This window comes from Nonomuraea cavernae, from assembly GCF_040655715.1.
Classification (GTDB): domain Bacteria; phylum Actinomycetota; class Actinomycetes; order Streptosporangiales; family Streptosporangiaceae; genus Nonomuraea; species Nonomuraea cavernae_A.
In genome coordinates this window covers 172,809-196,077 of record NZ_JBFAKL010000006.1, presented here as the reverse complement: position 1 = coordinate 196,077, position 23,269 = coordinate 172,809, and the positions used below count along the sequence as shown (strand labels likewise).

The 23,269-nt window shown below is 70.5% G+C and carries 21 protein-coding genes; 12 read left to right on the top strand and 9 right to left on the bottom strand.

What is annotated here, in order from left to right:
* Positions 1-50 precede the first annotated feature (50 nt).
* From AB0I38_RS11230 to AB0I38_RS11220, 3 genes are read left to right on the top strand one after another with little or no spacing between them, the layout of a single operon-like run.
* Positions 51-1,499, top strand: a complete 1,449-nt coding sequence (locus AB0I38_RS11230) for a glycosyltransferase family 2 protein (RefSeq protein ID WP_358465677.1) — start codon at positions 51-53, stop codon at positions 1,497-1,499.
* Between the two features lie 48 nt (positions 1,500-1,547).
* On the top strand, positions 1,548-2,393 hold the full coding sequence (locus tag AB0I38_RS11225) for a CDP-alcohol phosphatidyltransferase family protein (RefSeq protein WP_358465674.1): 846 nt from the start codon (positions 1,548-1,550) through the stop codon (positions 2,391-2,393).
* Between the two features lie 21 nt (positions 2,394-2,414).
* Positions 2,415-3,464 (top strand): sulfotransferase family protein, encoded by a 1,050-nt coding sequence (locus AB0I38_RS11220; RefSeq protein WP_358465671.1) that lies wholly within the window; start codon positions 2,415-2,417, stop codon positions 3,462-3,464.
* A 31-nt stretch (positions 3,465-3,495) separates the two neighbouring features.
* Here AB0I38_RS11220 and AB0I38_RS11215 read toward each other — a convergent pair whose 3' ends face one another.
* From AB0I38_RS11215 to AB0I38_RS11180, 8 genes are all read right to left on the bottom strand, one after another.
* Positions 3,496-4,560: a glycosyltransferase gene (locus AB0I38_RS11215; RefSeq protein ID WP_358465668.1), complete on the bottom strand. Its 1,065-nt coding sequence runs from the start codon at positions 4,558-4,560 to the stop codon at positions 3,496-3,498.
* A complete protein-coding gene (locus tag AB0I38_RS11210; protein WP_358465665.1) occupies positions 4,557-7,193 on the bottom strand; it encodes a bifunctional glycosyltransferase/CDP-glycerol:glycerophosphate glycerophosphotransferase in 2,637 nt (878 codons plus the stop codon). The genes AB0I38_RS11215 and AB0I38_RS11210 overlap by 4 nt, the downstream gene beginning before the upstream one ends.
* Before the next feature lie 86 nt (positions 7,194-7,279).
* The gene (locus AB0I38_RS11205) at positions 7,280-8,047 is read right to left on the bottom strand and encodes an SRPBCC family protein (protein WP_358465662.1); all 768 of its coding nucleotides are present in this window, start codon (positions 8,045-8,047) and stop codon (positions 7,280-7,282) included.
* 81 nt (positions 8,048-8,128) lie between these two features.
* Complete coding sequence (locus AB0I38_RS11200) at positions 8,129-8,983, bottom strand: FAD binding domain-containing protein (protein ID WP_358465659.1); 855 nt, start codon at positions 8,981-8,983, stop codon at positions 8,129-8,131.
* A complete protein-coding gene (locus tag AB0I38_RS11195; RefSeq protein WP_358465656.1) occupies positions 8,980-11,382 on the bottom strand; it encodes a xanthine dehydrogenase family protein molybdopterin-binding subunit in 2,403 nt (800 codons plus the stop codon). Before AB0I38_RS11195 ends, AB0I38_RS11200 begins: the two co-directional genes overlap by 4 nt.
* Positions 11,379-11,861, bottom strand: coding sequence for a (2Fe-2S)-binding protein (locus tag AB0I38_RS11190; protein WP_358465653.1), 483 nt, complete (start codon positions 11,859-11,861; stop codon positions 11,379-11,381). Before AB0I38_RS11190 ends, AB0I38_RS11195 begins: the two co-directional genes overlap by 4 nt.
* A 72-nt stretch (positions 11,862-11,933) precedes the next feature.
* Positions 11,934-12,137: a hypothetical protein gene (locus tag AB0I38_RS11185; RefSeq protein ID WP_358465650.1), complete on the bottom strand. Its 204-nt coding sequence runs from the start codon at positions 12,135-12,137 to the stop codon at positions 11,934-11,936.
* The gene (locus AB0I38_RS11180; protein ID WP_358465647.1) at positions 12,127-13,929 is read right to left on the bottom strand and encodes a PspC domain-containing protein; all 1,803 of its coding nucleotides are present in this window, start codon (positions 13,927-13,929) and stop codon (positions 12,127-12,129) included. The genes AB0I38_RS11185 and AB0I38_RS11180 overlap by 11 nt, the downstream gene beginning before the upstream one ends.
* Before the next feature lie 113 nt (positions 13,930-14,042).
* Between AB0I38_RS11180 and AB0I38_RS11175 the strand changes: the two genes are divergently transcribed.
* From AB0I38_RS11175 to AB0I38_RS11140, 8 genes are all read left to right on the top strand, one after another.
* Complete coding sequence (locus tag AB0I38_RS11175) at positions 14,043-15,251, top strand: ATP-binding protein (protein ID WP_358465644.1); 1,209 nt, start codon at positions 14,043-14,045, stop codon at positions 15,249-15,251.
* Positions 15,248-15,880, top strand: a complete 633-nt coding sequence (locus tag AB0I38_RS11170) for a response regulator transcription factor (RefSeq protein WP_358465641.1) — start codon at positions 15,248-15,250, stop codon at positions 15,878-15,880. The genes AB0I38_RS11175 and AB0I38_RS11170 overlap by 4 nt, the downstream gene beginning before the upstream one ends.
* An 80-nt stretch (positions 15,881-15,960) precedes the next feature.
* Positions 15,961-17,424: a glutamate--cysteine ligase gene (locus AB0I38_RS11165; RefSeq protein WP_358465638.1), complete on the top strand. Its 1,464-nt coding sequence runs from the start codon at positions 15,961-15,963 to the stop codon at positions 17,422-17,424.
* A 4-nt stretch (positions 17,425-17,428) separates the two neighbouring features.
* Complete coding sequence (locus AB0I38_RS11160; protein WP_358465635.1) at positions 17,429-18,094, top strand: neutral zinc metallopeptidase; 666 nt, start codon at positions 17,429-17,431, stop codon at positions 18,092-18,094.
* Positions 18,095-18,177: 83 nt separating this feature from the next.
* The gene (locus AB0I38_RS11155) at positions 18,178-18,435 is read left to right on the top strand and encodes a WhiB family transcriptional regulator (RefSeq protein ID WP_358465632.1); all 258 of its coding nucleotides are present in this window, start codon (positions 18,178-18,180) and stop codon (positions 18,433-18,435) included.
* Between the two features lie 60 nt (positions 18,436-18,495).
* The gene (locus AB0I38_RS11150; protein ID WP_358465629.1) at positions 18,496-19,179 is read left to right on the top strand and encodes a CPBP family intramembrane glutamic endopeptidase; all 684 of its coding nucleotides are present in this window, start codon (positions 18,496-18,498) and stop codon (positions 19,177-19,179) included.
* 185 nt (positions 19,180-19,364) lie between these two features.
* Complete coding sequence (locus AB0I38_RS11145) at positions 19,365-19,565, top strand: type II toxin-antitoxin system VapB family antitoxin (RefSeq protein WP_358465627.1); 201 nt, start codon at positions 19,365-19,367, stop codon at positions 19,563-19,565.
* Complete coding sequence (locus AB0I38_RS11140) at positions 19,559-19,987, top strand: PIN domain nuclease (RefSeq protein WP_358465624.1); 429 nt, start codon at positions 19,559-19,561, stop codon at positions 19,985-19,987. The genes AB0I38_RS11145 and AB0I38_RS11140 overlap by 7 nt, the downstream gene beginning before the upstream one ends.
* Before the next feature lie 158 nt (positions 19,988-20,145).
* Here the strand turns inward: AB0I38_RS11140 and AB0I38_RS11135 are convergent, their stop codons facing one another.
* The gene (locus AB0I38_RS11135) at positions 20,146-20,865 is read right to left on the bottom strand and encodes a PIG-L deacetylase family protein (protein ID WP_358465621.1); all 720 of its coding nucleotides are present in this window, start codon (positions 20,863-20,865) and stop codon (positions 20,146-20,148) included.
* Positions 20,866-20,990: 125 nt separating this feature from the next.
* Between AB0I38_RS11135 and pcrA the strand changes: the two genes are divergently transcribed.
* Positions 20,991-23,210 carry a DNA helicase PcrA gene (gene pcrA, locus AB0I38_RS11130; protein WP_358465957.1) on the top strand — a complete coding sequence of 740 codons (2,220 nt, stop codon included), beginning with the start codon at positions 20,991-20,993 and terminating at the stop codon, positions 23,208-23,210.
* Positions 23,211-23,269 lie beyond the last annotated feature (59 nt).

The following is a 23,269-nucleotide window of genomic DNA, read 5'->3' as shown; positions in this document are numbered from 1 at the left end:
GCCGGGGCATCCTGCCCTCTAAGGATCCCCCGCACACAAGGAGTCGCGGCATGGCGCCCCTGGTCAGCGTCGTCGTCCCGGTCTACAACGTCGAGTCGTACATCACCGAGTGCCTGGAGTCGCTGGCGGCCCAGACGCTGCCGGATCTGGAGGTCATCGTCGTCGACGACGGCTCGCGGGACGGCAGCGCGCGGATCGCGGAGGGCTTCGCGGCCCGCGACCCGCGGTTCGTCGTGGTCCACCAGCCCAACCGCGGCCCCGGCCCGGCCCGCAACGAGGGGGTGCTGCGGGCGCGCGGGACCTACCTGGCGTTCGCGGACAGCGACGACGTCGTGCCGTCCGAGGCGTACGGGACGCTGGTCTCCTCGCTGGAGCGGACCGGGTCGGATCTCGCGTGCGGTGGGGTGCGGCGGCTCAGGGACGGCGAGCTGGCCGAGTCGACCCTGCACGAGAAGGTGTTCAGGCGTGAGGTGCTGCGCACCCACATCACGGACAGGCGGGTGCTGATCAGGGATCGGACGGTGTGGAACAAGGTCTACCGTCGCGACTTCTGGCACGAGCAGCGGCTGCGGTTCGCCTCGGGGATCTACGAGGACGTGCCGCTCAGCATGCGGGCGCACGTGCTGGCCGCGAGCGTGGACGTGCTGTCCGACGTCGTCTACCACTGGCGCGAGCGCGACTCCGGAGAGACGTCGATCACGCAGCGGCGGGCCGAGTGCGCCAACCTGGCCGAGCGGCTGACCGCGATCCAGGAGGTCAGGTCCTTCCTGAAGGAGGAGGCGCCCGACCTGGCCGACGCCTTCGACGGCCTGGTCCTGGAGAAGGACACCGTCTTCCTGTTCCAGGCGCTGGAGCAGGCCGAGAGGGACGAGATCCCGGCGCTGGTCGACCTGGGCCGCCAGTGGGTGGCCACGCTGAGTCCGGACGTGCTCGCCGCCGCGTCGTCGCTGCGCCGGCTCGAACTGCACCTGATCGAGCGCGGGCTGGTCAAGCAACTGCGGGAGGTGCGCAAGTTCCGGCGTGCCGCCGTGAACGGCACCAGGATCGTGCCGCGCGGGCTGCGCACGACCGGCTGGTACGGCGACTACCCCTACTTCCGCGACCGCTCGCTCAAGATCCCCGACGAGGTCTACGACGCCACGCAGGAGCTCAGGCTGATGGCCGCGGTCGAGGACTGCCAGTGGACCGGCGACCGGTTCGTGGTGCGCGCGGAGGTGTCGATCCACCGCGTGCGGCGCAGGCCGGGCCGGCTGGAGGTGTGGCTGACCGACGGCAAGCGTCATGTGCCGCTGGAGGTGCGGCGGGTGCGCGGCCGGGGGATCGTCATGACCATCGACCCTGCCTGGCTCAAGGGCGGGCGGCCCAACTGGCGGCTGCACGTCCGGGCCGAGACCCGGGGGCTGGTGCTGGAGGAGCGCTTCCGCGACGGCGACGGTCACCGTCCGTGGCGGTTGTCCGTGCCGGGATGGTCAAGAACGGGCATGGACATCTCCTATTAGTTCCAGAGAGTAATCAGCCGAGCGCGAGTCGTGGCCATGCTGGAAGCCATGAGGACCTATTCGCTCGATGACGTCCACGCGACACGTAAGCGGAGAGATTCCTGGTGGACCGTGTACGTCGTGGACCCGGTCGCGTGCCGGGCGGCTCTCCTGGTGGCCAACCACACGCGGATCACGCCCAACGAGCTCACGGTGTTCTCGCTGGTCCTCGGCCTGGTCTCGGCGGTCTGTTTCGCGCTGGACCAGCTGGTGGCGGGTTCGGCCATGTTCTACCTGAGCTTCATGGTCGACTGCGTCGATGGCAAGATCGCCAGGCTCAAGGGCACGGGGACGCCCTTCGGCCTCTGGCTCGACTACGTGGGTGATCGGGTCAGGGTGGTCCTCTGCGCGATGGGACTGGCGTACGGGCAGTACACGCTCACGGGGGACGTGCGCTACATCCTGCTCGGGGCCGGGGTGGCCGTGCTCGACCTGTTCAGGTACGTCAACGCGCCGCAGATGAAGCGGGTGCGGGAGACGATCAAGCTGGCGCGGGCCGAGGCGGCGGAGCTGGCGCTGGGGTTCGGCGTGAGCAAGCCCGCCAGGCGGGGCCCGGCCGGCTCGCCGGGCAGGCCGCTCACACCGGCCATCAGGGTGCGCCGGTTCATGAAGCGGCTCAACAAGTATCTGGCGCGTCGCCGTGTCCGGTCCCACCTGATCAGCGGCATCGAGTTCCACGCCGCGGTGTTCGTGGTGGCCCCGCTCGTCGGAGTGGTGGCCCTGGTCCCCGTGGCGGCGGCCGCCGGCGCGCTGCTTCTCGCCAACGAGATCTTCCTTGTCTACCGGATGTGGATCTTCACCCGCCGGCACACCGTGCCCGTCCAGGTGGAGAACCGAGAGCACGTTCTCGTCTAAGTTTTCGGGGGTTAGAACAAAATGTCCGATCGCCCAGTGTTCGTCGTCGGCTGCCCGCGGTCCGGCACCACCATGCTGCAGCTCATGCTTCACTCGCACCCGCGGATCGCGGTGCCGCCGGAGACGCGGTACCTCGTACCCGCCTACCAACGCCGCCGGATGTTCGGCGACATGCGCCTCGCGCAGCGCCGCCAGGCCCTCGCCGAGTGGATCGCGGGCGACCGGACCACGAAGTTCCACGAGCTCAAGATCGACAAGGACGAGTTCGTCCGGCAGTGCGTCGAGGGCCCCGGCTCGCTCGGCTCGGTGATCGGGACGACCTTCCGGATGTACGCCGACCGCTTCGACAAGCCCCGCTGGGGCGACAAGCGGCCCAGCTACGTCAAGCAGGTCGACATGCTGCTCAGGCTCTTCCCCGACGCCCAGTTCATCCACCTGATCAGGGACGGCCGCGACTGCGTGGCCTCGCTGAAGGAGATGCCCTGGTTCACGCACAACTCCTTCCACGCGGTCTCCACCTGGGCCGAGGCGATGGACGCCGGAGCCAAGCTGCGGCGGACGATGGCCGCCGACAGCTACTACGAGCTGCGCTACGAGGACCTCACCGACGACCCGTCGACCGAGCTGAAGAAGCTCTGCGTCTTCCTGGAGGAGGACTTCGACGAGGCGATGATCTCACCGCGCGAGGCGGCCAGCGTGGCCGTGCCCGTGCACAAGGTCTGGCACAGCAACACGCACGGCGACGTCACCCGCGCCCGCGTGGGCAGCTGGGCCGCACGGCTCGAAACCTGGGAGATCGCGCTGTGCGAGGACGTCCTCGGTGACCGGCTGGTGAGCCAGGGCTACGAGCTGACCGGCGCCGCTCCGGCGGCCAAGGCGCATCTGGCCGCCTGCCAGAAGACCATGCAGAAGCGCCGCGCCAGCCGGCTGCGCAAGAACATGCGCGACCGCATCAACCGGCTGCGCGAGCCCAGCCCGGTGGCCGCGCTGCTCACCACCGGCCAGCGGGCGATCGCCGGCGTGCCGCGCCAGCGGGTCGACTCGCCCGAGATGGCCGACCGGACGCTGTAGGGCTACGAGGGCCGGCCGGACGCTGCGGGGCTCAGCGCTCGATGTGAGCGAACAGCGACTCCCATCCGTCCAGGACGTGGTCGAGGAGGAACGCCTCGGCCGTGGCCCGGGCGGTGGCGCCCAGCCGCCGCCGCTCCTGCGTGGAGTCCATGAGCCCGGCCAGTTCCTGGCCGAAGGCGTCCACGTCACCGGGCGGGACGAGCACGGGAGCCACCGAGCGAACCCCGCCCGACACGTCGAAGGCCACCGCGGGCACGCCGTGCGCGGCCGACTCCAGCAGCACGACGGGCAGCCCCTCGTGCTCGCTGGTCACCGCCAGGATCGAGGCGCCGAGGTATTCGCGCGACATCTCGGCGGCGGGCACGCGGCCCCTGAAGACGACCCGCTCCTCGACGCCCTCCCGGGCCGCGTGGGCGCGCAGCCGGTCCAACTCGGCGCCGTCGCCGATCAGGTGCAGCTCCCACCCGGGCGAGGCGCCCGACCTGGCGAACGCGCTGATCAGCCGGTCGAACCGCTTGACCCCCTCCAGCCGCCCGACGCCCAGCACCCGGGGCGTGTCCAGCGCCGACACCTCCTCCGGCCAGGCGGCCAGCGGGTTGGGCACCGACCAGGTGTTGGGCAGCAGCGCGTGCTCGGCGAACCGCCACGCGTCGTCCCGGCTCAGGAAGACGGCCTGGTCGAGCTCCGGGTAGTGGGTGCGGATCGAGTCGAGGTGCCAGCAGTCGCGGGCGTGCTCGTAGGAGCCGTGGTACTGGCCGATCGGGCGCAGCCAGGCGGGCACCGCGCCCGCCATCCGGGTCACCATCCCGGGCGAGGTCATGATCACGAACCCGGGGGGCATGGCGGCGAGCACCCTGGCCAGGCGGCGATCGGCCGCCGCGCGCGCCGACCGGCCGACGGTGTCCAGCGGGTGGCGGCTGATCACGTGCTGCCGGTAGAGCGGCTCGTCCACGTAGCGGAACGGCGCGCGGGCCCGGTGCACGCCGATGACGTGCACCTCGTGCCCGCGTCCGGCCAGGCCCTGCGCCAGGGTGTGCGTCACCTGCTGGACGCCGCCCAGCGTGTCGGCGTCCAGGCAGGCGAAGACCACGTTCACGAAATCTCCCGGGTCTCGAAGAAGTCCGTCACGATCCTGGCCGCCGCGTCGCCCCGCTCGTCGGCGCACCACAACTTCCTGAAGGCCGCGTACCGGTCGGCGTAGGAGGCGTGCGTGGCGGGCAGGTCGCGGATCCGGTCGATCAACTCCCGGGTCGTGGTCACGCACGGCCCCGGGGCGATGGCCGGCAGGTCGTGGTAGACGCCCCGCTCGGAGAGCCGGTAGCCGTCCCAGTCGTCGATGTGGAACAGCATCGGCCTGCCGGTCAGCGCGTAGTCGCACATCACCGACGAGTAGTCGGTCAGCAGCGCGTCGGAGGCCAGGATCAGATCGTTGATCTCGGGATACGACCCGGCCGGCCGGACGAAGTGCCGCAGGTGCGACGGCACCTCGTACGTCTCCACCGGGTGGGTCCGGAGCACCACCACCCACTCGCCGCGCAGTTCCTCGGCCATGAGGTCGAGGTTCACGCGCACCGAGGCGCCGCTGCCCTTCGCCCGGTCGCGGTAGGTGGGCGCGTACAGGAGCACCTTGCGCCCGGCGGGGATCTCCAGCCGGGCCCGCACGTCGTCCCGGGACGTCCCGTTGACCAGGGCGTCACAGCGCGGCGTCCCGTACCTGTAGACGGGGCCGGTGTAGCCGTTGGCGGCCAGGAAGTGGCGCGAGAACTCCTCGCTGGGCGAGACCAGCGCGTCCCAGCGGGCGACGGCGGCGCGCCACTGGGCGCGCGGCCGGTCGAAGTCCGCGCGCAGGTCCGGCGCGTCGAAGCCGACGGACTTGATGCCCTGCCCGTGCCAGGTCTGCAGGTAGCGGGTGCGGCGGGGTTTCGGGTAGTCGAGCGGGAAGCCGTGGCTGTCCACCCAGACGCCCGCGCGGGCCATCGTCCAGACGTGGCGCCAGCCGCCCCGGCGCACCACGCGCGCGTCCGCGGGCAAGGCGCGGCGGTGGCCCTTGGCCACCGACCAGACCACGTCGATGGGCAGCGCGCGCCGCCGCAATTCGTCGTAGATGGCGCGCGGGCTGCCGGTGCAGCCCTTGCCGACGTCCGACTCGAACAGGGCCAGGTCGCGCCGGGGCGGCAGCAGGCGGATCATCGCCTTGTAGAAGCGCAGCTTGCAGGCGGGCGTGCTGACGCGCCTCAGCGCCGCGCGCCTGATCCGCCGCGCCAGTGGGCGCAGCCGCGAACGGGAGCCTATGCGCAGGTAGGCCGCGTTGCCGTCGGTCGTCACGGTGACGCCCGGCAGCTCGATCGGCCGCAGGCCGGGGTCGGCCATCAGCCGGTCGGTCGTGGTGTGGCCGTCGGACAGGCGGGTGAAGCCGATGCGCGGCTCGCAGGCCTGGGGGGTGAAGGTGATCTCGCTGATGTAACCGCCCTCGCCCGACGGCTCGGGCTCGATGGGGATCCGCGTCCGGCCGAGCCGCAGGAACGCCTTCCACTCGACGGGCAGCGCGCCGAACGGGTCGTAGCTGTGCACGGTCATCCGGATCCGGCCCCCGTCGGCGCCGATCTCGGTCACCTCGTGCCGCAGCCGGCTGGCGCTGAAGGGCAGCTCGGCCAGCCGCAGGGCGGTGATGTCCATGCCGGGCGCGACCGTGGTGCCCCAGTACGTACGGCCGTCGCTGTGCACGGCGGCCCGGGGCGGCGCCTTGGGACCGGCCAGCGAACTCGCGGCGATCCTGAGGTCGTCGATCCGGTCGTCGAGGATGAGGTGGCAGCAGACCCGGGTCATCGGGTCGATCCGGTGCGGCACCTCGGCGGGGATCTCCGCCAGGTACGGGCGCACGACCGCCGCGAACTCCTTGACCCACACCCGGTCTCGCGTCGGCAGCGGGTTGAGGTAGACGCGCAGGTCCTGGCGCAGGAAGCGTTCCTGCCGGGCGGCCAGCAGGTCGTCCGCGCCGTGGCGGCGCAGCACGTCGTCGCTCCGCCGGGCCGCGGCGACCCGGTGGCGCACGTTGTCCATCTCCTTGATGCTGAGCGAGATGGACGAGCGGTCGCGCCCGCGGCGCCAGTGGTAGACCACCCACGGCACGATCGCGAACCGGCGGGACGTGGCGTACAGCTCGGTGGCGAAGACGTGGTCCTCGTAGTGGATGTCCTCGGGGAAGCGCAGCATCGCGTCGCGCAGGAAGCGGACGCTGTAGAGCTTGTTGGTGGTGAAGGAGTCGAGGAACAGCTCCGGTTCGGCGCGGATGCCCGGCACCACCCGCCGCCTGGCGAACAGCGCCGGGTAGTAGCGCTGCATGCGGCCGTTCCACTCGTACAGGCGGGAGATCTGCCCGGAGACGAAGTCGGCGCCGGTCCGCTCGATCTCGGTCAGCAGGCTCTTGCAGGCGTGCCGGGGGAGCTCGTCGTCGCTGTCGAGGAACATCACGTACGGCGCGGTGGCGGCGTCGAGGCCGTCGTTCCTCGGGGCGCCGCAGCCGCCGCTGTTGGCCCGCCGGCGCAGGTAGCGCACGCGCGGGTCGGCGCGCATGAGCTCCTCGGCCACCCGGGGGGTCTCGTCGGTGGAGGAGTCGTCGGCTATGACGACCTCGAGGTCGCGCAGGGACTGCCGGAGCACGGAGCGCACCGCCCTGGGCAGCCGTCCGGCATCGTTGTACGTGATCACGACGACACTGCACGCCGGCATGCCAACACCCCCGAGTCAGACACGTGCAGAGAGGCATTCCCCCAGTTCAGGAGATGTGTCCGGACTTGATGGTGTTTTTGCTGGAATTAGCGCATGAGCCGTCTGATCAGCCAGCCGATGAGGAGCAGCGCGGCGACCGCTCCGGCGACCGGCGCGAGCCGCTTGAGCAGCGGCGTGCCGGCGATCTCCAGGAGATCCAGCGCCTCCTCGTCGGGCGTGCGCGAGGTGCGCAGCGTGCCGGTCGGCCGTACGTCCTGGTCGGGAGGCGAGGGCACCGCGCTGAGGTGCCGCTCCTCCACTTCCTCGGGGACGGGCGCGGCCGACGCGGCCGGGGTCACGTGGTCCGGCACGGGCGCGGCCGGGGTCTCGTGGACCGGCACGGGCGCGGCCGGGGTCTCGTGGACCGGCTCGGCCAGCAGGTCGGCGAGGTTGGCCGCGAACCTGTCGATCAGCTTGCCGCCCACCTCGCTCATCACCCCGCGGCCGAACTGCGCCGGACGCCCGGTCACGTTGAACGACGACTCCACCGCGACGGCGGTCGAGCCGTCTGCCGGGCTCAGCGTCGCCTTGACGGTGGCCGCGGCCGTGCCGGTGCCGCGGGCCTCCTTGCCCGACGCCTGGATCGTGAGCGAGTGCGCGTCCTTGTCGACGTCCTCGAACCTGGCCGAGCCGCGATAGGTAACGGTGATCGGTCCCACCTTGATCTTCATCCGGCCGGTGAACTCGTCGCCCTCGATGGTGTCGAGCGCGGCGCCCGGCAGGCACGGCGCGACCCGCTCCACGTCGAGCAGCACCGCCCACGCCTGCTCGATCGGCACTGGAACCGTGAACTCGTGCTCGAACCGCATCGCCATCGATCCGCTCCTTTTCCCGCTATTGCGACGTTACGTCGGTAAGGGGGCGCCCCGGAAGAGGGGGCGCCCCCGGAGCCGAGGTCAGGGAGAACCGGCGGCGGCGCGGATCGCGCGGTGGGTCAGCACCCTGGCCAGGTGCCTGCGGTAGTCGGGCTGGGCGTGCAGGTCGCCCGACGGCGAGGTGTCCGCCGCCGCCTGCTCGCACGCCTGGCGGACCTGGTCACCCAGCTCCGCGCCCTGCAGCGCGGTCTCCACCGCATGGGCCCGCAGGGGCGTCGGGCCCATGTTGGTCAGCCCGATCCTGGCCTCCTGGATCGCGCCGTTGGAACGCCGGACGGCCACGGCCACCCCGACGATGGGCCACGCCTGCGCGGTCCGGTGGAACTTCTCGTAGTGATGGCCCCAGCCGTCGCCCAGCTTGGGGATCCGCGCCCCGAGCAGGATCTCTCCCGGCCGCAGCGCGGACTCCAGGTAGTCGACGAAGAACTCGGCGGCGGGGATCTCCCGCTCGCCCTCCGCCGACCGGGCCACGAGCACGCCGTCCAGCGCCAGCACTACGGCCGGCAGGTCGGCCGCCGGGTCCGCGTGGGCCAGCGAGCCGCCGAACGTGCCGCGGTGCCGCACCGCGGGGTCGGCCACCGTGGCGGTGGTCAGCGCCACCAGTGGGCAGGCCGAGTTGACCAGGCTGGAACGCATCACCTCGTCATGCGTGGTCATCGCGCCGATGAACACGTGGTCGCCGCGGTCGTGCACACCGGTCAACTCGGGCAGCCGCCCGAGGTCGACCAGCGTCGACGGATAGGCCAGCCGCAGGCGCAACAAGGGCAGCAGCGACTGCCCGCCCGCGAGCGCCTTGGCGTCCTCGTCCGAGGCGAGCGCCTGGCAGGCCTCGTCGAGTGAGCCGGGACGGACGTAGTCGAACGTGGCAGGGATCATCGCCGAACTCCTTCCAGGGCCCGCCAGACACGCTCGGGAGTGCACGGCATCTGAACGTCGTGGATCCCGCGCGGGCGCAGGGCGTCCACGATGGCGTTGACGACGGCCGGCGTGGAGGCGATCGTGCCCGCCTCACCGACGCCCTTGACGCCCAGCGGGTTGCTCGTGGCCGGCGTCTCGGTCCGGTCGGTGACGAACGTGGGCAGGTCGGCCGCCGACGGCAGCAGGTAGTCGGCCATCGTCGTGGTGAGCAGGTTGCCCTCCGCGTCGTAGACGGCCTCCTCGTACAGGGCCTGCGCGATGCCCTGGGCGATGCCGCCGTGCACCTGGCCGTCGACGATCAACGGGTTGATCACCTTGCCCACGTCGTCGACCGCCACGTACGAGCGGATCTTCGACATGCCCGTCTCGGTGTCGACCTCCACCGCGCACAGGTGGGTGCCGTGCGGGAAGGAGTAGTTGTCCGGGTCGAACGTGGAGTCGGAGTCGAGCCCGGCCTCCACGCCCTCTGGCAGGCTGTGCGCCGTGAACGCGGCGAACGCCAGCTCCTGGATGGTCTTCTGCGAGTCGGTGCCCCGCACCTTGTACGCGCCGCCGGCGAACTCCAGGTCGTCCGGAGAGCACTCCAGCAGGTGCGCGGCCAGCTTGCGGGCCTTGTCCTTGACCTTCTCGCACGCCTGGAGCACCGCGACGCCGCCGACGACCAGCGAACGCGAGCCGTAGGTGTCCATGCCCTTGTGCGAGATCGCCGTGTCGCCGTGCAGCACCGTGACATCGTCGAACGGCACGCCCAGCGTGTCGGCCACGATCTGACTCCACGCCGTCACGTGTCCCTGGCCGTGCGGGGAGGTGCCGGTGATCACCTCGACCTTGCCCGTGGGCAGCATGCGGATCGAGCCGTGCTCCCAGCCGCCGGCGCCGTAGTTGGACTCACCGAGCAGCCTCGACGGGGCCAGCCCGCACATCTCGGTGTAGGTGCTGACGCCGATGCCGAGCTGGACCGGGTCGCCCCGGTCGCGCCGGTCCGCCTGTTCGGCCCGCAGCTTGTCGTAGCCGAACAGCGCCATCGCCCGGTCCGTCGCCGCCTCGTAGTTGCCCGAGTCGTACGTCAGCCCGGCGATCGTCGTGTACGGGAACTCCTCGTGCCTGATCCAGTTGCGCCGGCGCACCTCCACCGGGTCCAGGCCCAGCTCGGCGGCCAGCTCGTCCATGACGCGCTCGATGGCGTACGTCGCCTCGGGCCGCCCGGCGCCCCGGTAGGCGTCGGTCGGCATCTTGGTGGTGAACACACCCGTGCAGCCGAACTCGTACGCGTCCATCTTGTAGATGCCGTTGTACAGGGCCGCGCCGAGCATCGGGATGCCCGGCGTGACCAGCATGAGATAGGCGCCCATGTCGGCCAGCAGGTTCACCTGGAGCCCTCGGATGCGCCCGTCGGACTCCGCCGCCACCCTGATGTGCTGGATCTGGTCGCGGCCGTGGTGCACGGTCAGGTTGCCCTCGGAACGCGACTCGGTCCACTTGACCGGCTTGCCGAGCCTGCGGGCGAGCAGCAGGCACAACACCTCTTCGGCGGTGACCTGCAGCTTCGAGCCGAACCCGCCGCCCACGTCGGGCGCCACCACACGGATCTTGTGCTCGGGGATGCCGGTCGTCACGGCCAGCATGACCCGCAGCACGTGCGGGATCTGGGTGGAGGTCCACAGCGTGAAGGCGTCTCCGTCGGTGCTCGCGAGCACCGCGCGCGGCTCCATCGCGCTCGGGATGAGCCGCTGCTGGATGTAGGTCCGGTCGATGAGGACCGGCGCGTCCCTGAACGCCGCCTCGATGTCACCCGAGGTGATCTTGGCGGTGAACGCCTGGTTGCCGGTTTCGTGCACCTTCGGGGTGCCCTCGGCCAGCGCGTCGTTCATGTCCACGACGGCGGGCAGCGGCTCGTAGTCGACCTCGATGGCCTCCAGCGCGTCGGCCGCCCGGTAGCGGTCCGTGGCGACGACGCAGGCCACGGCCTCGCCGACGTAACGCACCTCCGACACGGCCATCGGCGGGTGGTCCGGGATCACGATGTCCTCGCTCACCGGCCAGGCGCACGGCAGGCTGCCCTGCTCGCCGGCGAAGTCCTGGCCGCTGAACGCGGCGAACACCCCCGGCAGGCCGCGCGCGCCCGACACGTCCACCCGGGTGATCCGGGCGTGCGCCATCGGGCTGCGCAGGAACATGACGTGCAGCAGTCCCGGCTGCGTGAGGTTGTCGGTCCAGCGGGTGTGCCCGGTCAGCAGCCGGGCGTCTTCCTTGCGCCGCCGCGACCGGCCGATCTCCCCGCCGGTGCCGTCCGGCTCGGAGATCTGGCCGCTCTCGGCGATCTGCTCGCCGACCAGGCCGGGGTCCAGTTCGGTCATGACGACTTCACCGCCTGCCCCATCTCCTGGGCGCCGCGCCGTACCGCGCGGACGATGTTGCAGTAGCCGGTGCACCGGCAGAGGTTGCCTTCCAGGCCCTCCCTGATGGCCTCCTCCGACGGGTCCGGCGTATCCCTGAGCAGGTCGATCGCGGCCATGACCATGCCGGGCGTGCAGTAGCCGCACTGCAGGGCGTGTTCTTCGTGGAAGGCACGCTGCATCGGGTGCATGGACCCGGCCGAGCCGAGCCCCTCGATCGTGACGATGTCGCATCCGTCGGCCTGGACGGCCAGCACGGAGCAACTCTTCACACTCTTGCCGTCGAGCATCACGGTGCAGGCGCCGCAGTTGCTGGTGTCGCAGCCGACAGGAGTGCCGGTCTTGCCCAGTCGTTCTCGTAGCAGGTGGACGAGGAGGAGCCGCGGCTCGACTTCCTCCTCGTATCCGACTCCGTCAACGGTGACGGTGATCCGGGGCATACGTCCTCCCTCAGGAGCAGGGGGAAAGGCGGATAAATGCCAACGTACGCCGGTGTTTTTCCCGGTCAAGGGTTATTTACCGCGGATCACCCTTGCGACGATGGCCACGAGACCCGCGAAACCCAGCCCGACGACCAGCAGCGAGACCAGGACCAGCGGATCCGTGATCGCGCGGGTCATGATCAGTATGCCCAGCACGACGAACAGCACACCACTGAGCAGCGCCATCCAGTCGGTCCTGTGCAGCCGGCGCGGCCGGTCGACGTCATGCCGCATGACGCACGTCCATGTCGCCGAAGCCACCCTTCAGGTTGAGCACGATCGTCGACACCTTCCCCACCGGCGGCGTCTCCGGGTCCAGCACCGTGTCGAACCTGACGTCCACGCCACTCCTCAGCGACTGGCCCACCTGGATGTCGCCCACCTTGTTGGTGGCGTGCACCTCCACCTTGGCCGTCGGCGGCGTGATCACGGTCAGATCCCCGATCGATACCGACGCGTTGAACGTCACCTTCGTGCCCGGGGTCAGCTTGAGCTCCGACAGGTCGAGCCGGCCGCTACCGGCCCCCACGTTGTACACCTTGCTCGCCTCCGCGGCCGTGACCGGATTCCACACCGAGTCGCCGACCTTTTTCGGCAGGCCGCCGAGCGTCAGGCCCAGGGCCACCATGAGCGCCACGGCCGTGCCCGAGGCCACCAGCCCGGTGCCCCGGCCCCACCAGGCCGCGATCAGCAGACCCGCCCCGATCGTGACGAGGACGGCGCCCCCCACGATGATCGGGTTCACTCCGGGGCTCGACCCGGCTTGGACCGCCACGACGATCCCTCCAATGATGATGGCGAGCAACATGGTGATGGCGCCGATGAACGATCGCGGGCGCGGCCGGCGCGGCCGGTGCGGCGGCATCGTCCTGCCGTACAGGGCCGGGTCGTAGGGGGATTGGTCGGCGCGCCTGCTCGGGTCGAGCGGCTGGTACGCGTCGTGCGGCCGGTATGGGCCGTGCGGCGCGAACGGCGCTCCGTACGAGGCGAATTCCCCGTCCCGTCCGCCCCCGGACGCTCCGTACGAGGCGAACTCCCCGTCCCGCCCGCCCCCGGAGGCTCCGTCGCCCACGGACCTGTCCAGGCGCGTGAAGCCACTCGCGGTCGCGCCCGCGTACCGCGAGCCGGCCGTCTCTTCGCGCGGAGCCCTGCTCACGGCCATGCCCGGGGAGTCACCGCTGCCGGCCGGCGGGGCGTCGGTCGCCGCGGCGGCTTCGCGCGGCACCTCGGTGGCGCCGTCCTCGGGAGGAACGTCTCCGGCCGGCGCGGTCTCGCGCGACGCGTCACCGGCCGGGGTGTCCGCATGGGGGAGGTCGTCCGCTGGGATGCGCGCCGTGACCGACTCGCCCGGTGAGGTGGCCGAGGGAACGGGTGACCTGTGGGGGACGGTCGGATCCGGGATCGGTGGCGTCTCTGGTGACAGGGAGACCTCGGCGGAAGACGGGGGGCGGGGGATGGTGTTCACGCCCACGGAGCCGTGGGCCGCCGCCACCGGCGGTTCGCCGTACGGGTACGGCTGGGGGAAGCCGGGGGCGGGCGCCACGGGAGGAGGCGGGTAGGTCTGGGCGGCCTGGCGGCGGGTGAGCCGCTCGGGCATCGAGCGGGCCAGGCCGAGCAGGTCGACGCCCTTGGAGTGGGCGGCCAGCAGCGCGACGGCCAGCAGCAGCCCGACCACCAGGGTGCCGGTGTCGAGCCAGACGGTGGTCAGGTTGATCGCCAGCCCGAACGCGAGCACCGCCGTCAGCAGCGCCATCACGGTGTCGGCGTCGAAGTCGCGGCGACTCCAGTGCTCGATGTAGCCGGGGCGGCCGTCCGGGTCCTTCATCAGCAGGAAGGCCGCGATGTACAGGAACAGGCCGACGCCCGAGCCGAACAGGAGCACCGCGAACCCCGCGCGGAACACCACGGGGTCGATGCCGGTGTAGCGGCCGAGTCCGGCACAGACGCCCATCAGGAAGCGGCCCTCGCCGCTGCGCCGCAGGACCCGGGGAGGCGCGGCCGGTTCCTTCGCCGGTGCTTCTGTCATGGCACCATCGTGGCCCCAACCGGTGGTTCTCTGCATCGGGGAGACCCCTGAGCTGACCCTGGGGGTTGTTCCCGATGTCCGAATCGTCGGTGGCGTGTGACGATGGTGGCGTTATGGCTGACCAGAAGACACTTGCCGAGCCCGGCGGCGACGCGCCCTACCGCCGGATGACACGGCCCATGGAGGGCCGCCTCGTCGGCGGCGTGGCGCAGGGGCTGGCGAGCCAGCTGAAGCTCGACCCGGTCGTGGTGCGGCTGATGTTCGTGCTGCTGAGCGTGGTCGACGGGGTCGGCTTCGTGGCGTACGCGGTGCTCTGGATGATCGTGCCGCGCGAGCCGCACGAGGGGCACGCGCCCGCGCGTGACTGGAGCCAGCTGGCCGCGTTCAGCGCGATCGGGATGGCGCTGCTGGCGTTCGGGTGGCTGACCGGCGCCTCCAGGGGCGGCATCGGCATGCTGCCGTTCGCGGTGGGCGGCATCGGCGCGCTCATCCTGTGGCAGCAGGCCGATCCGGTACGCCGCCGCAACTGGGTGAGCGGCGCGACCCAGAGCATCAGGAAGAACCGGGTCCGCACGCTGCTCGGCGTGGCCCTGGTCGTCGTCGGCGCGGCCGGCTTCCTGGCGGCTCAGGGCGAGCTGGCCCAGGCCCGGCCCGGCCTGCTGTTCACCGTGGTGGTCGTCGGCGGGCTGGCCGTCATCGCCGCGCCGTGGCTCGCGGGCCTGTGGAAGGAGCTCCAGCTGGAGCGCCGCGAGCGCATCCGGCAGGAGGAGCGGGCCGAGGTCGCCGCGATGGTGCACGACTCGGTGCTCCACACGCTCACGCTGATCCAGCGCGTCGCGCAGGACCCGCGCGAGGTCACCCGCCTGGCCCGCGCGCAGGAGCGCGAGCTGCGCAACTGGCTCTACCAGCCGGCCCAGGACGCGGACGCCACGGTGGCCGCCGCGGTCCGCCGGATCGCCGCCGAGGAGGAGGACGCGCACGGCGTGGCCATCGAGGTGGTCTGCGTGGGGGACATCGAACTCGACTCGGCCGGCAAGCTCGCCGCCATGCTGAACGCGTCCAGGCAGGCGATGGTCAACGCGGCCAAATACTCTGAGAGTCCGTCTATTTCCGTATACGCGGAAGTGGAGGGTGAAGAGGTGACGATTTTCGTGAAGGATCGGGGCAAGGGCTTCGATCTCGACACGGTGCCGCTCGACCGGATGGGGATCAGGGAGTCCATCATCGGGAGAATGGAACGTCACGGTGGCACGGCCCGGGTGCGCACCGAGCCAGGTGAGGGCACGGAAGTGATGTTGACCATGAAGGTGGAGAAGCCATGACGCGGGTGCTGATCGTCGACGATCACCGGTTGTTCCGTTCTGGCGTGCGGGCCGAGCTGGGTGACTCGATCCAGGTCGTGGGCGAGGCCGAGGACGTCGACACGGCGGTCAAGGCGATCGCCGAGCTGGAGCCCGACGTGGTCCTGCTCGACGTGCACATGCCGGGCGGCGGCGGCCAGGAGGTGCTGCGCAAGGTCCTCGGCGCCGGCTCCCAGGTGCGGTTCCTCGCGCTGTCGGTCTCCGACGCGGCCGAGGACGTGATCGGCGTGATCAGGGGCGGCGCCCGTGGCTACGTCACCAAGAACATCAGCGGCAAGGAGCTGACCGACGCGATCCGCCGGGTGGCCGACGGCGACGCGGTCTTCTCGCCGAGGCTGGCCGGGTTCGTGCTCGACGCGTTCGCCTCCTCCGAGGCGCCCTCGATCGACCCGGAGCTCGACTCGCTGACGCAGCGCGAGCGGGAGGTGCTGCGGCTGATCGCGCGAGGTTACGCGTACAAGGAGATCGCCAAGGAGCTGTTCATCTCGGTCAAGACGGTCGAGACCCACGTGTCCTCGGTGCTGCGCAAACTCCAGCTGTCCAACCGGCACGAGCTCTCCCGCTGGGCGACGGCGCGCCGCCTGGTCTAGCCGGCCGATCTGGACGCCCGGACGGTGCTGAGGGTGGGGTGGGCTGGCTTCGGTGCGGCTGACGTGCGACATTTCAAGATATGGGGAGGGACGTACCAGCCGTCGTCTTCAGCCGGGACGACCGCCGCAACTACCGGGAAAAGGTGCGGCGATGTCTCGACGTCCTCGCACGAATGCTCCGTGAGTCCCGCTTCGAGCACGACCGCCCGCTCGCCGGGCTGGAGATCGAGCTCAACATCGTGGACTCGGCCGGCGAGGCCAACATGCGCAACGCCGAGGTGCTCGCCGCGATAGCGCGGCCCGACTGGGCGACCGAGCTCGGTCAGTTCAACGTCGAGATCAACGTCCAGCCCCAGGACCTGCGCGGTGACGGCGCGCTCAGGCTGGAGAACGACGTCCGCGCCCGGCTCAACCACGCCGAGATCCGGGCCCGCTCCGAGGGCGGCCACCTCGTCCTGATCGGCATCCTGCCCACGCTGCGCGAGGAGGACATCGGCGAGGGGACGCTGTCGTCCAACCCACGCTACCGGCTGCTCAACGAGCAGATCTTCGCCGCCCGGGGCGAGGACCTGCACCTCGCGATCGAGGGCGTCGAGCAGCTCGACACGCACGCCGACAGTCTCGCGCCCGAGGCCGCCTGCACCAGCGTCCAGCTGCACCTCCAGGTCAGCCCCGAGACGTTCGCCGCCCACTGGAACGCCGCCCAGGCCATCGCCGGGCCGCAGGTGGCGGTCGCGGCCAACTCTCCCTACCTGTTCGGCAAGGAGTTGCACCGGGAGACCAGGATCGCGCTGTTCGAGCAGGCCACGGACACCCGTCCGGACGAGCTGAAGGCTCAGGGGGTGCGGCCCCGGGTCTGGTTCGGCGAGCGCTGGATCACCAGCGTCTTCGACCTGTTCGAGGAGAACGTCCGTTACTACCCGGCGCTGCTGCCGCTCTGCGAGGACGAGGACCCCAGGGACGTCCTCGACCAGGGGCGCATCCCCCAACTACACGAGCTGACCCTGCACAACGGCACGATCTACCGCTGGAACCGGCCGGTGTACGCGGTGGCCGACGGCGCCCCGCACCTGCGCGTGGAGAACCGGGTGCTGCCCGCCGGCCCGACCGTGGTCGACATCGCGGCCAACGCCGCCTTCTACTACGGGCTGATGCGCGTGCTGCCGTACGCCGAGCGGCCGATCTGGAGCCAGATGTCGTTCGCCGCCGCCGAGGAGAACCTGGCCGCCGCCGCCCGGTACGGCATTGACTCCCGCCTTTACTGGCCGGGGCTGGGCGAGGTGTCCGCCGCCGAGCTGATCCTGCGCCGGCTGCTGCCGATGGCCGGCGAGGGGCTCGCCCTGTGGGACGTGGACGGGGCCGTCGCCGACCGGCTGCTCGGCGTCATCGAGGGGCGCTGCCTGACCGGTCGTACCGGTGCGACCTGGCAGGTGGAGAAGGTTCGCGCGATCGGTGGAGACCGGCACGAGGCGCTCCGGTTGATGACGTTGGAGTACATCGAGCGTATGCATGGGAATGAACCGGTTCACACCTGGGAAGTGTGAGTCTGTGACACGCGTCTTGACTGCTCTCCTGGTGCCGCTGGTGCCCCTGGCACTCGTGGTGTCGGGGTGCGGCTCCTTGCCGCCTGTGCCCGTGCCTCTGCCCGTGGAGGCCCCCAAGGTCGATTCGTTCGCGGACGACATGCGGGACGCCAGGGAATTGACCGAGGCGTTCTGGACGAAGCAGTTCGCCAAGTTCGGCTGGACTTACCACCCCATCAACGACTTCATCGCCTATACGGGCGACTCCGGGCCGACCTGCGCGGGTCACCGGGCCGTGCCGAAGAACGCGTTCTACTGCCGGAAGGGCCACTTCATCGCCTACGACCACGTGTGGATGGAACAACTCTGGAAGGAGATGGGCGACGGCTCGGTCTACGTGATCATCCCGCATGAGCTCGGGCACGCCGTACAGGCCCAGCTGCGCGCCGACTTCCGGCACAACATCCAGGCCGAGTTGCAGGCCGACTGCTACGGAGGCGCCACCCTGGCGTCGCTGGTCAACTCCGGGGCGCTGAACGTCGAGGAGGGCGACGGCCGCGAGCTGCTGCTGAGCCTGGAGGCCGCGGGAGACCTCAGCGACGACTGGCTGGACCCAGCCGCCCACGGCACGGCCAAGCAGCGCCAGCGGTCGTTCGCCGTCGGTTACAACGAAGGCGTCGAGTCCTGCTGAGCCGCGATGACCACGTGGGATGTAGATGAGGGTCAACCCAGAGGATGATGCGACTGATCATGACCTCGTCGTAGCGTTGGCGCATGCCTTTGGAGGAGACCGGCTGGCTGCGCGGGGGCGCTTGCAGATCCAGCGATCCTGAGCTCTTCTTCCCGCTCGCCCCCTCTCCCGCGCAGGAGCAGCGGGCCAAAGCGGTCTGCGCTACCTGCGAGGTCGTCGCCGAGTGCCGGTCCTACGCGTTAAGGGCGGGCGAGTCCGAGGGCATCTGGGGCGGCCTCACCCCGCAGGAGCGGCGCCGCACCCGCTTCCCCGAGGGCTGGCGCAGCCCGGCCGCGTCTTAACCCCCCCGCATCTCCGCCTCCGCGCCGTCTTGGGCGGGCGGGTGGACGTAGCCTGCGAGGGTGCTGCTTCCCTCGATCGCCGTGCTCGCCGTCGCCAACATCCTGAACAACAGGGTCGCGCCGAGGCTCGCCCCGCTCACGTCCGCCGCCGCCACGGCCGCGCTGGTGACCATGGCGCGCGGCTCGGGGCTGTCGTGGCGGGAGCTCGGCTTCGAGCGTCCACGGCACGGCGCCCTCACCGGTGGCGTCCTCGCCCTGGGGGTGGCCGGCGTCTACACGGCCGGGGTGGCGATGGCGCGCACCCGCCCCCTCTTCCACGACGACCGCGCGCTCTCGCTGTCCCGGTCGCGCGCCCTGGAGGAGGCCCTGCTGCAGGTGCCGGTGGGCACGGTCCTGCTGGAGGAGGTCGGTTTCCGGGGCGTCCTGTACGCCCTGCTTCGCCGTACGCACGGGACCGGCACCGCGACGACGGTGTCCTCGGCGCTGTTCGGGCTCTGGCACATCCTGCCCGCGATCGACATGGCCCGAGCCAACCCGGCGCTGGGCGCCCTCACGGCCGGAGAGTCGCCGGGGCGCCTCGACACGGCCCGGGTGGTGGCGGGCAGCGTGGTGTCGACGGGGGCGGCGGGCGTGCTCTTCTGCGAGCTCCGCCGGCGTGCCGGGCTGCTCGCGCCGTCGATGCTGCACGTGTCGACCAACTCGCTGGGCTACCTGTTCGCCCGCCTCGCCGCGAAGCGCGGATGAGGGATGTCCTCTGGGGGATGAAGATCCTCCACCGGCGCCGTGGGCTGCGCGAAAACGGCCTGAGGCGCTGGCCTCCCGTGCTCTAAGGTCACCTTCACGCCTTTCCGTGAGCGACCGGACGCGGTGAGTGCGTATATCAAGATCGCTATCAGTGATATACGCTGGAGGTACGGAGGTGGTGTTGCATGCGTACGGTCATCGACATCGACAAGGAGCTCTTGGAGGTCGCCCAGGTGGAACTTGGGACGAAGAGCATGAAGGAGACAGTCCACGCCGCCCTGACGGAGATCGCCGAAAGGGCAAAGCGGCGAGAAGCGTTCGAGTACTGGACCTCTCGGGACAATACCGATCTTCTGGATCCGGAGCTCATGAAGCATGCGTGGTGACCACAGGCGTGGTCTACCTGATCGACAAGAGCGCTCTGGCGCGCATGCCCAACCCCGTCGTGGGGCGGGCGCTGGAGCCGCTGCTGCTGGACAAGATGCTGGCCGTCTGCACAGTCACGCGACTCGAGGTCCTCTTCAGCGCCCGTGACCCCGCTGGTTACGAGTGCGACGCCCGGCATCTCCGCGAGGATTTCCGCCACCTGGCCATCGATGACGACGTGCAGGCGCGGGCGCTCGACGTACAGGCCTTGCTGGCCCGCAAGTCGCAGCACAGAGGCGTGGGGCCCAGCGACCTGCTGATCGCGGCCTGTGCCGAGGTGCACGGGGCGACGCTTTTGCACTACGACCGTGACTTCGACCTCATCTCCGAGGTCACTGGGCAGGCGTCGCTCTGGGTGGTGCCACCCGGCTCCGTGCCGTAGGCCGTGGGCGCGCGGCGGGAGGGGTGCCCCCGCCGTGCGCCGTACCGTCGGGGTCGGTGCGCTCCGCGCGGCCCCGCACCTCTGATTCCGTGCGGCCCCGCGCCTCTGATTTCGTGCGGCCCCGCGCTCACGCCGACTCGTGCTCCTGGACGCGACGGTCAGGCGGTCGGTACGACCTGGAAGCCCTCCGCGTAGTGGCCTTCGCCGAGACCGCCCTGTTCGGCCCAGGCGGCGGAGCGGGCCCTGACGAAGTCGGCGAAGCCCTCGACGTGCGACACCTGGCTGATGTGCGACTGCAGGGCCGCGACCTTGCGGTCGACGGACGCGGTGATGTCCACCCAGTGGTTGGGCGTCGAGCCGCCCATGAGCCAGACCTCGCGCACCTTCCACGCCTCCAGGCCCTCGTCGCGGAGCAGTTCGGGGACGGCATAGGGGTTGCGGGCGTCCGGGTAGACCGCGTCGAGCGCGGAGCCGCCGACCGCGCGGTGGTCGGGATGGCTGGGCCCGATGAACTGGTAGTTGCGGTCGGGGTGATGGGTGATTACCAGGTCGGGCCGGACCTGGCGGATGACCCGGGAGATGTCGCGCCGCAGCTCCAGTGAGGGCACCAGGGTGCCGTCGGAGTAGCCGAGGAAGCGCAGGTCCGTGACCCCCACGACCTTGGCGGCGGCCGTCTGCTCGGTCCTGCGCAACTCGGCCATGCCTGAGTTGTCCAGGGTGCGCTCGTTGCCGCCCGCGTCACCGTCCGTGACCAGGAGGTAGGTCACCTCGACCCCCCTGTCGCCGAACAGCGCGATCGTCCCCGCCGCGCCGAAATCGGCGTCGTCGGGATGCGCGGCCACGACCAGTACGCGGTGGATCTCGCCTTCGGCCAGCATGGTCTCCCCTTCCAGGCTCCTGCTCCGAGTCAACCGGGTTCCCGTGGTGGGCATTCCGGGCGCCGATTGTCGGTGGGGCGTCTTAACCTAGATGGGTGCCCACCCATGTCTCTGTAGACCACCCCTTGCTCGACGGCCTCAACCCGCAGCAGCGCGAGGCCGTGATCCACCACGGCAGCCCGCTGCTGATCGTGGCGGGGGCAGGCTCGGGAAAGACGCGGGTGCTCACCCACCGCATCGCCTACCTGCTGGCCGAGCGCGAGGTGCACCCGGGCGAGATCCTCGCGATCACCTTCACCAACAAGGCCGCCCGGGAGATGAAGGAGCGCATCGACAAGCTGGTCGGCCCGCGCTCCAAGGTCATGTGGGTGATGACCTTCCACAGCGCCTGCATGCGCATCCTGCGCCGCGAGGCCAAGCGGCTCGGCTTCCCCTCCAGCTTCTCCATCTACGACCAGGCCGACTCGCAGCGGCTCATGGCGATGGTCTGCCGGGAGATGGACCTCGATCCCAAGCGCTATCCGCCGAGGTCGTTCTCCGCCCAGGTCAGCAACTTCAAGAACGAGCTGATCGACTACGAGACCGCGATGGACAAGGCGGGCTCCCATCTGGAGCGCACCCTGGCCGAGGCGTACAAGAGCTACCAGCTCAAGCTCACCGAGGCCGGCGCGATGGACTTCGACGACATCATCATGAACACGGTGACGTTGTTCCAGCTGTTCCCCGAGGTGGCCGAGCACTACCGGATGCGGTTCCGGCACGTCATGGTCGACGAGTACCAAGACACCAACCACGCCCAGTACATCCTGATCAGGGAGCTGGTGGGCCGTCCCGAGCTGCGCACCTCCGACGGCGAGCTGGTCCGGTCGGGCGCCGACCAGTCCGAGCTGTGCGTGGTCGGCGACGCCGACCAGTCGATCTACGCCTTCCGTGGCGCGACGATCCGCAACATCCTGGAGTTCGAGCGCGACTATCCCGACGCGCGCACGATCCTGCTGGAGCAGAATTACCGCTCCACCCAGAACATCCTGGCCGCCGCCAACGCGGTCATCTCCCGCAACGAGTCGCGCAAGCCGAAGAACCTCTGGTCCGACCAGGGTGACGGTCCCAAGATCGTCGGCTACGTCGCCGACAACGAGCACGACGAGGCCATGTTCGTCGCGCAGGAGGTTGACCGGCTGAGCGACGAGGAGGGCGTCAAGGCGGGCGACGTGGCCATCTTCTACCGCACCAACGCGGCCTCCCGGGTGTTCGAGGAGATCTTCATCCGCACCGGCCTGCCCTACAAGGTGGTCGGGGGCGTGCGCTTCTACGAGCGCAAGGAGGTCAAGGACCTGCTGGCCTACCTGCGGATGCTGGCCAACCCTCTCGACGTGGTGTCGTTGCGGCGCATCCTCAACGTGCCCAAGCGCGGCATCGGCGACCGAGCCGAGGCGATGGTCGAGGCGTTCGCGAGCCGCGAGCGCATCCCGTTCTGGGAGGCGCTGCGCAGGGCCGATGAGGCGCCCGGCATGGCGACCCGTTCGCTCAACGCGATCAGGGAGTTCGTCGCGCTGGTCGAAGAGCTGATCGCCAAGGGGGCGGGCATGCCCCCGTCGGCGCTGGCCGAGGAGGTGCTGGTCGCCACCGGCTACCGCGCCGAGCTGGAGGCGTCCGAGGATCCGCAGGACGAGTCACGGCTGGAAAACCTCAACGAGCTCATCTCGGTGGCCTCGGAGTTCGAGGAGGCCAATCCCGAGGGCACGCTGGTCGAGTTCCTGGAGCAGGTGTCGCTGGTGGCCGACGCCGACCAGATCCCCGACGCCGACGGCGGCCAGGGAGTGGTCACGCTGATGACCCTGCACACCGCCAAGGGCCTGGAGTTCCCGGTCGTCTTCCTGACGGCCATGGAAGACGGCGTCTTCCCTCACGTCCGCTCGCTCGGTGAGCCCAAGGAGCTGGAGGAGGAGCGCCGGCTGGCCTATGTCGGCATCACCAGGGCCCAGAAGCGCCTCTACCTGACCCGGGCCGCGGTGCGGAGCTCGTGGGGCTCGCCGTCGTTCAATCCGGCCTCGCGGTTCGTGAGTGAGGTGCCGGGCAAGCTGATCGACTGGCGTACCGACCCGGAGAAGTCGGCGTGGAGCGCGGCCACCCGGCGCGAGCCCGCGCCCAAGGCGGCGGCCAAGAAGAGTGCGCGCGCGATCCCGGCGTTGTCGCCGGGCGACAGGGTCTCCCACGACGCGTTCGGCCTCGGGACCGTGGTGTCCGTCGACGGGATGGCCGAGAAGACCAAGGTCAAGATCGATTTCGGCACCGGTGGCGAGAAGACGCTGCTGCTCGCGTACGCGCCGCTGGAGAAACTCTGACGCTCTGACGCTCTGACGCTCTGACGCTCTGACGCTCTGGCCCTCTGGCTCTCTAACGC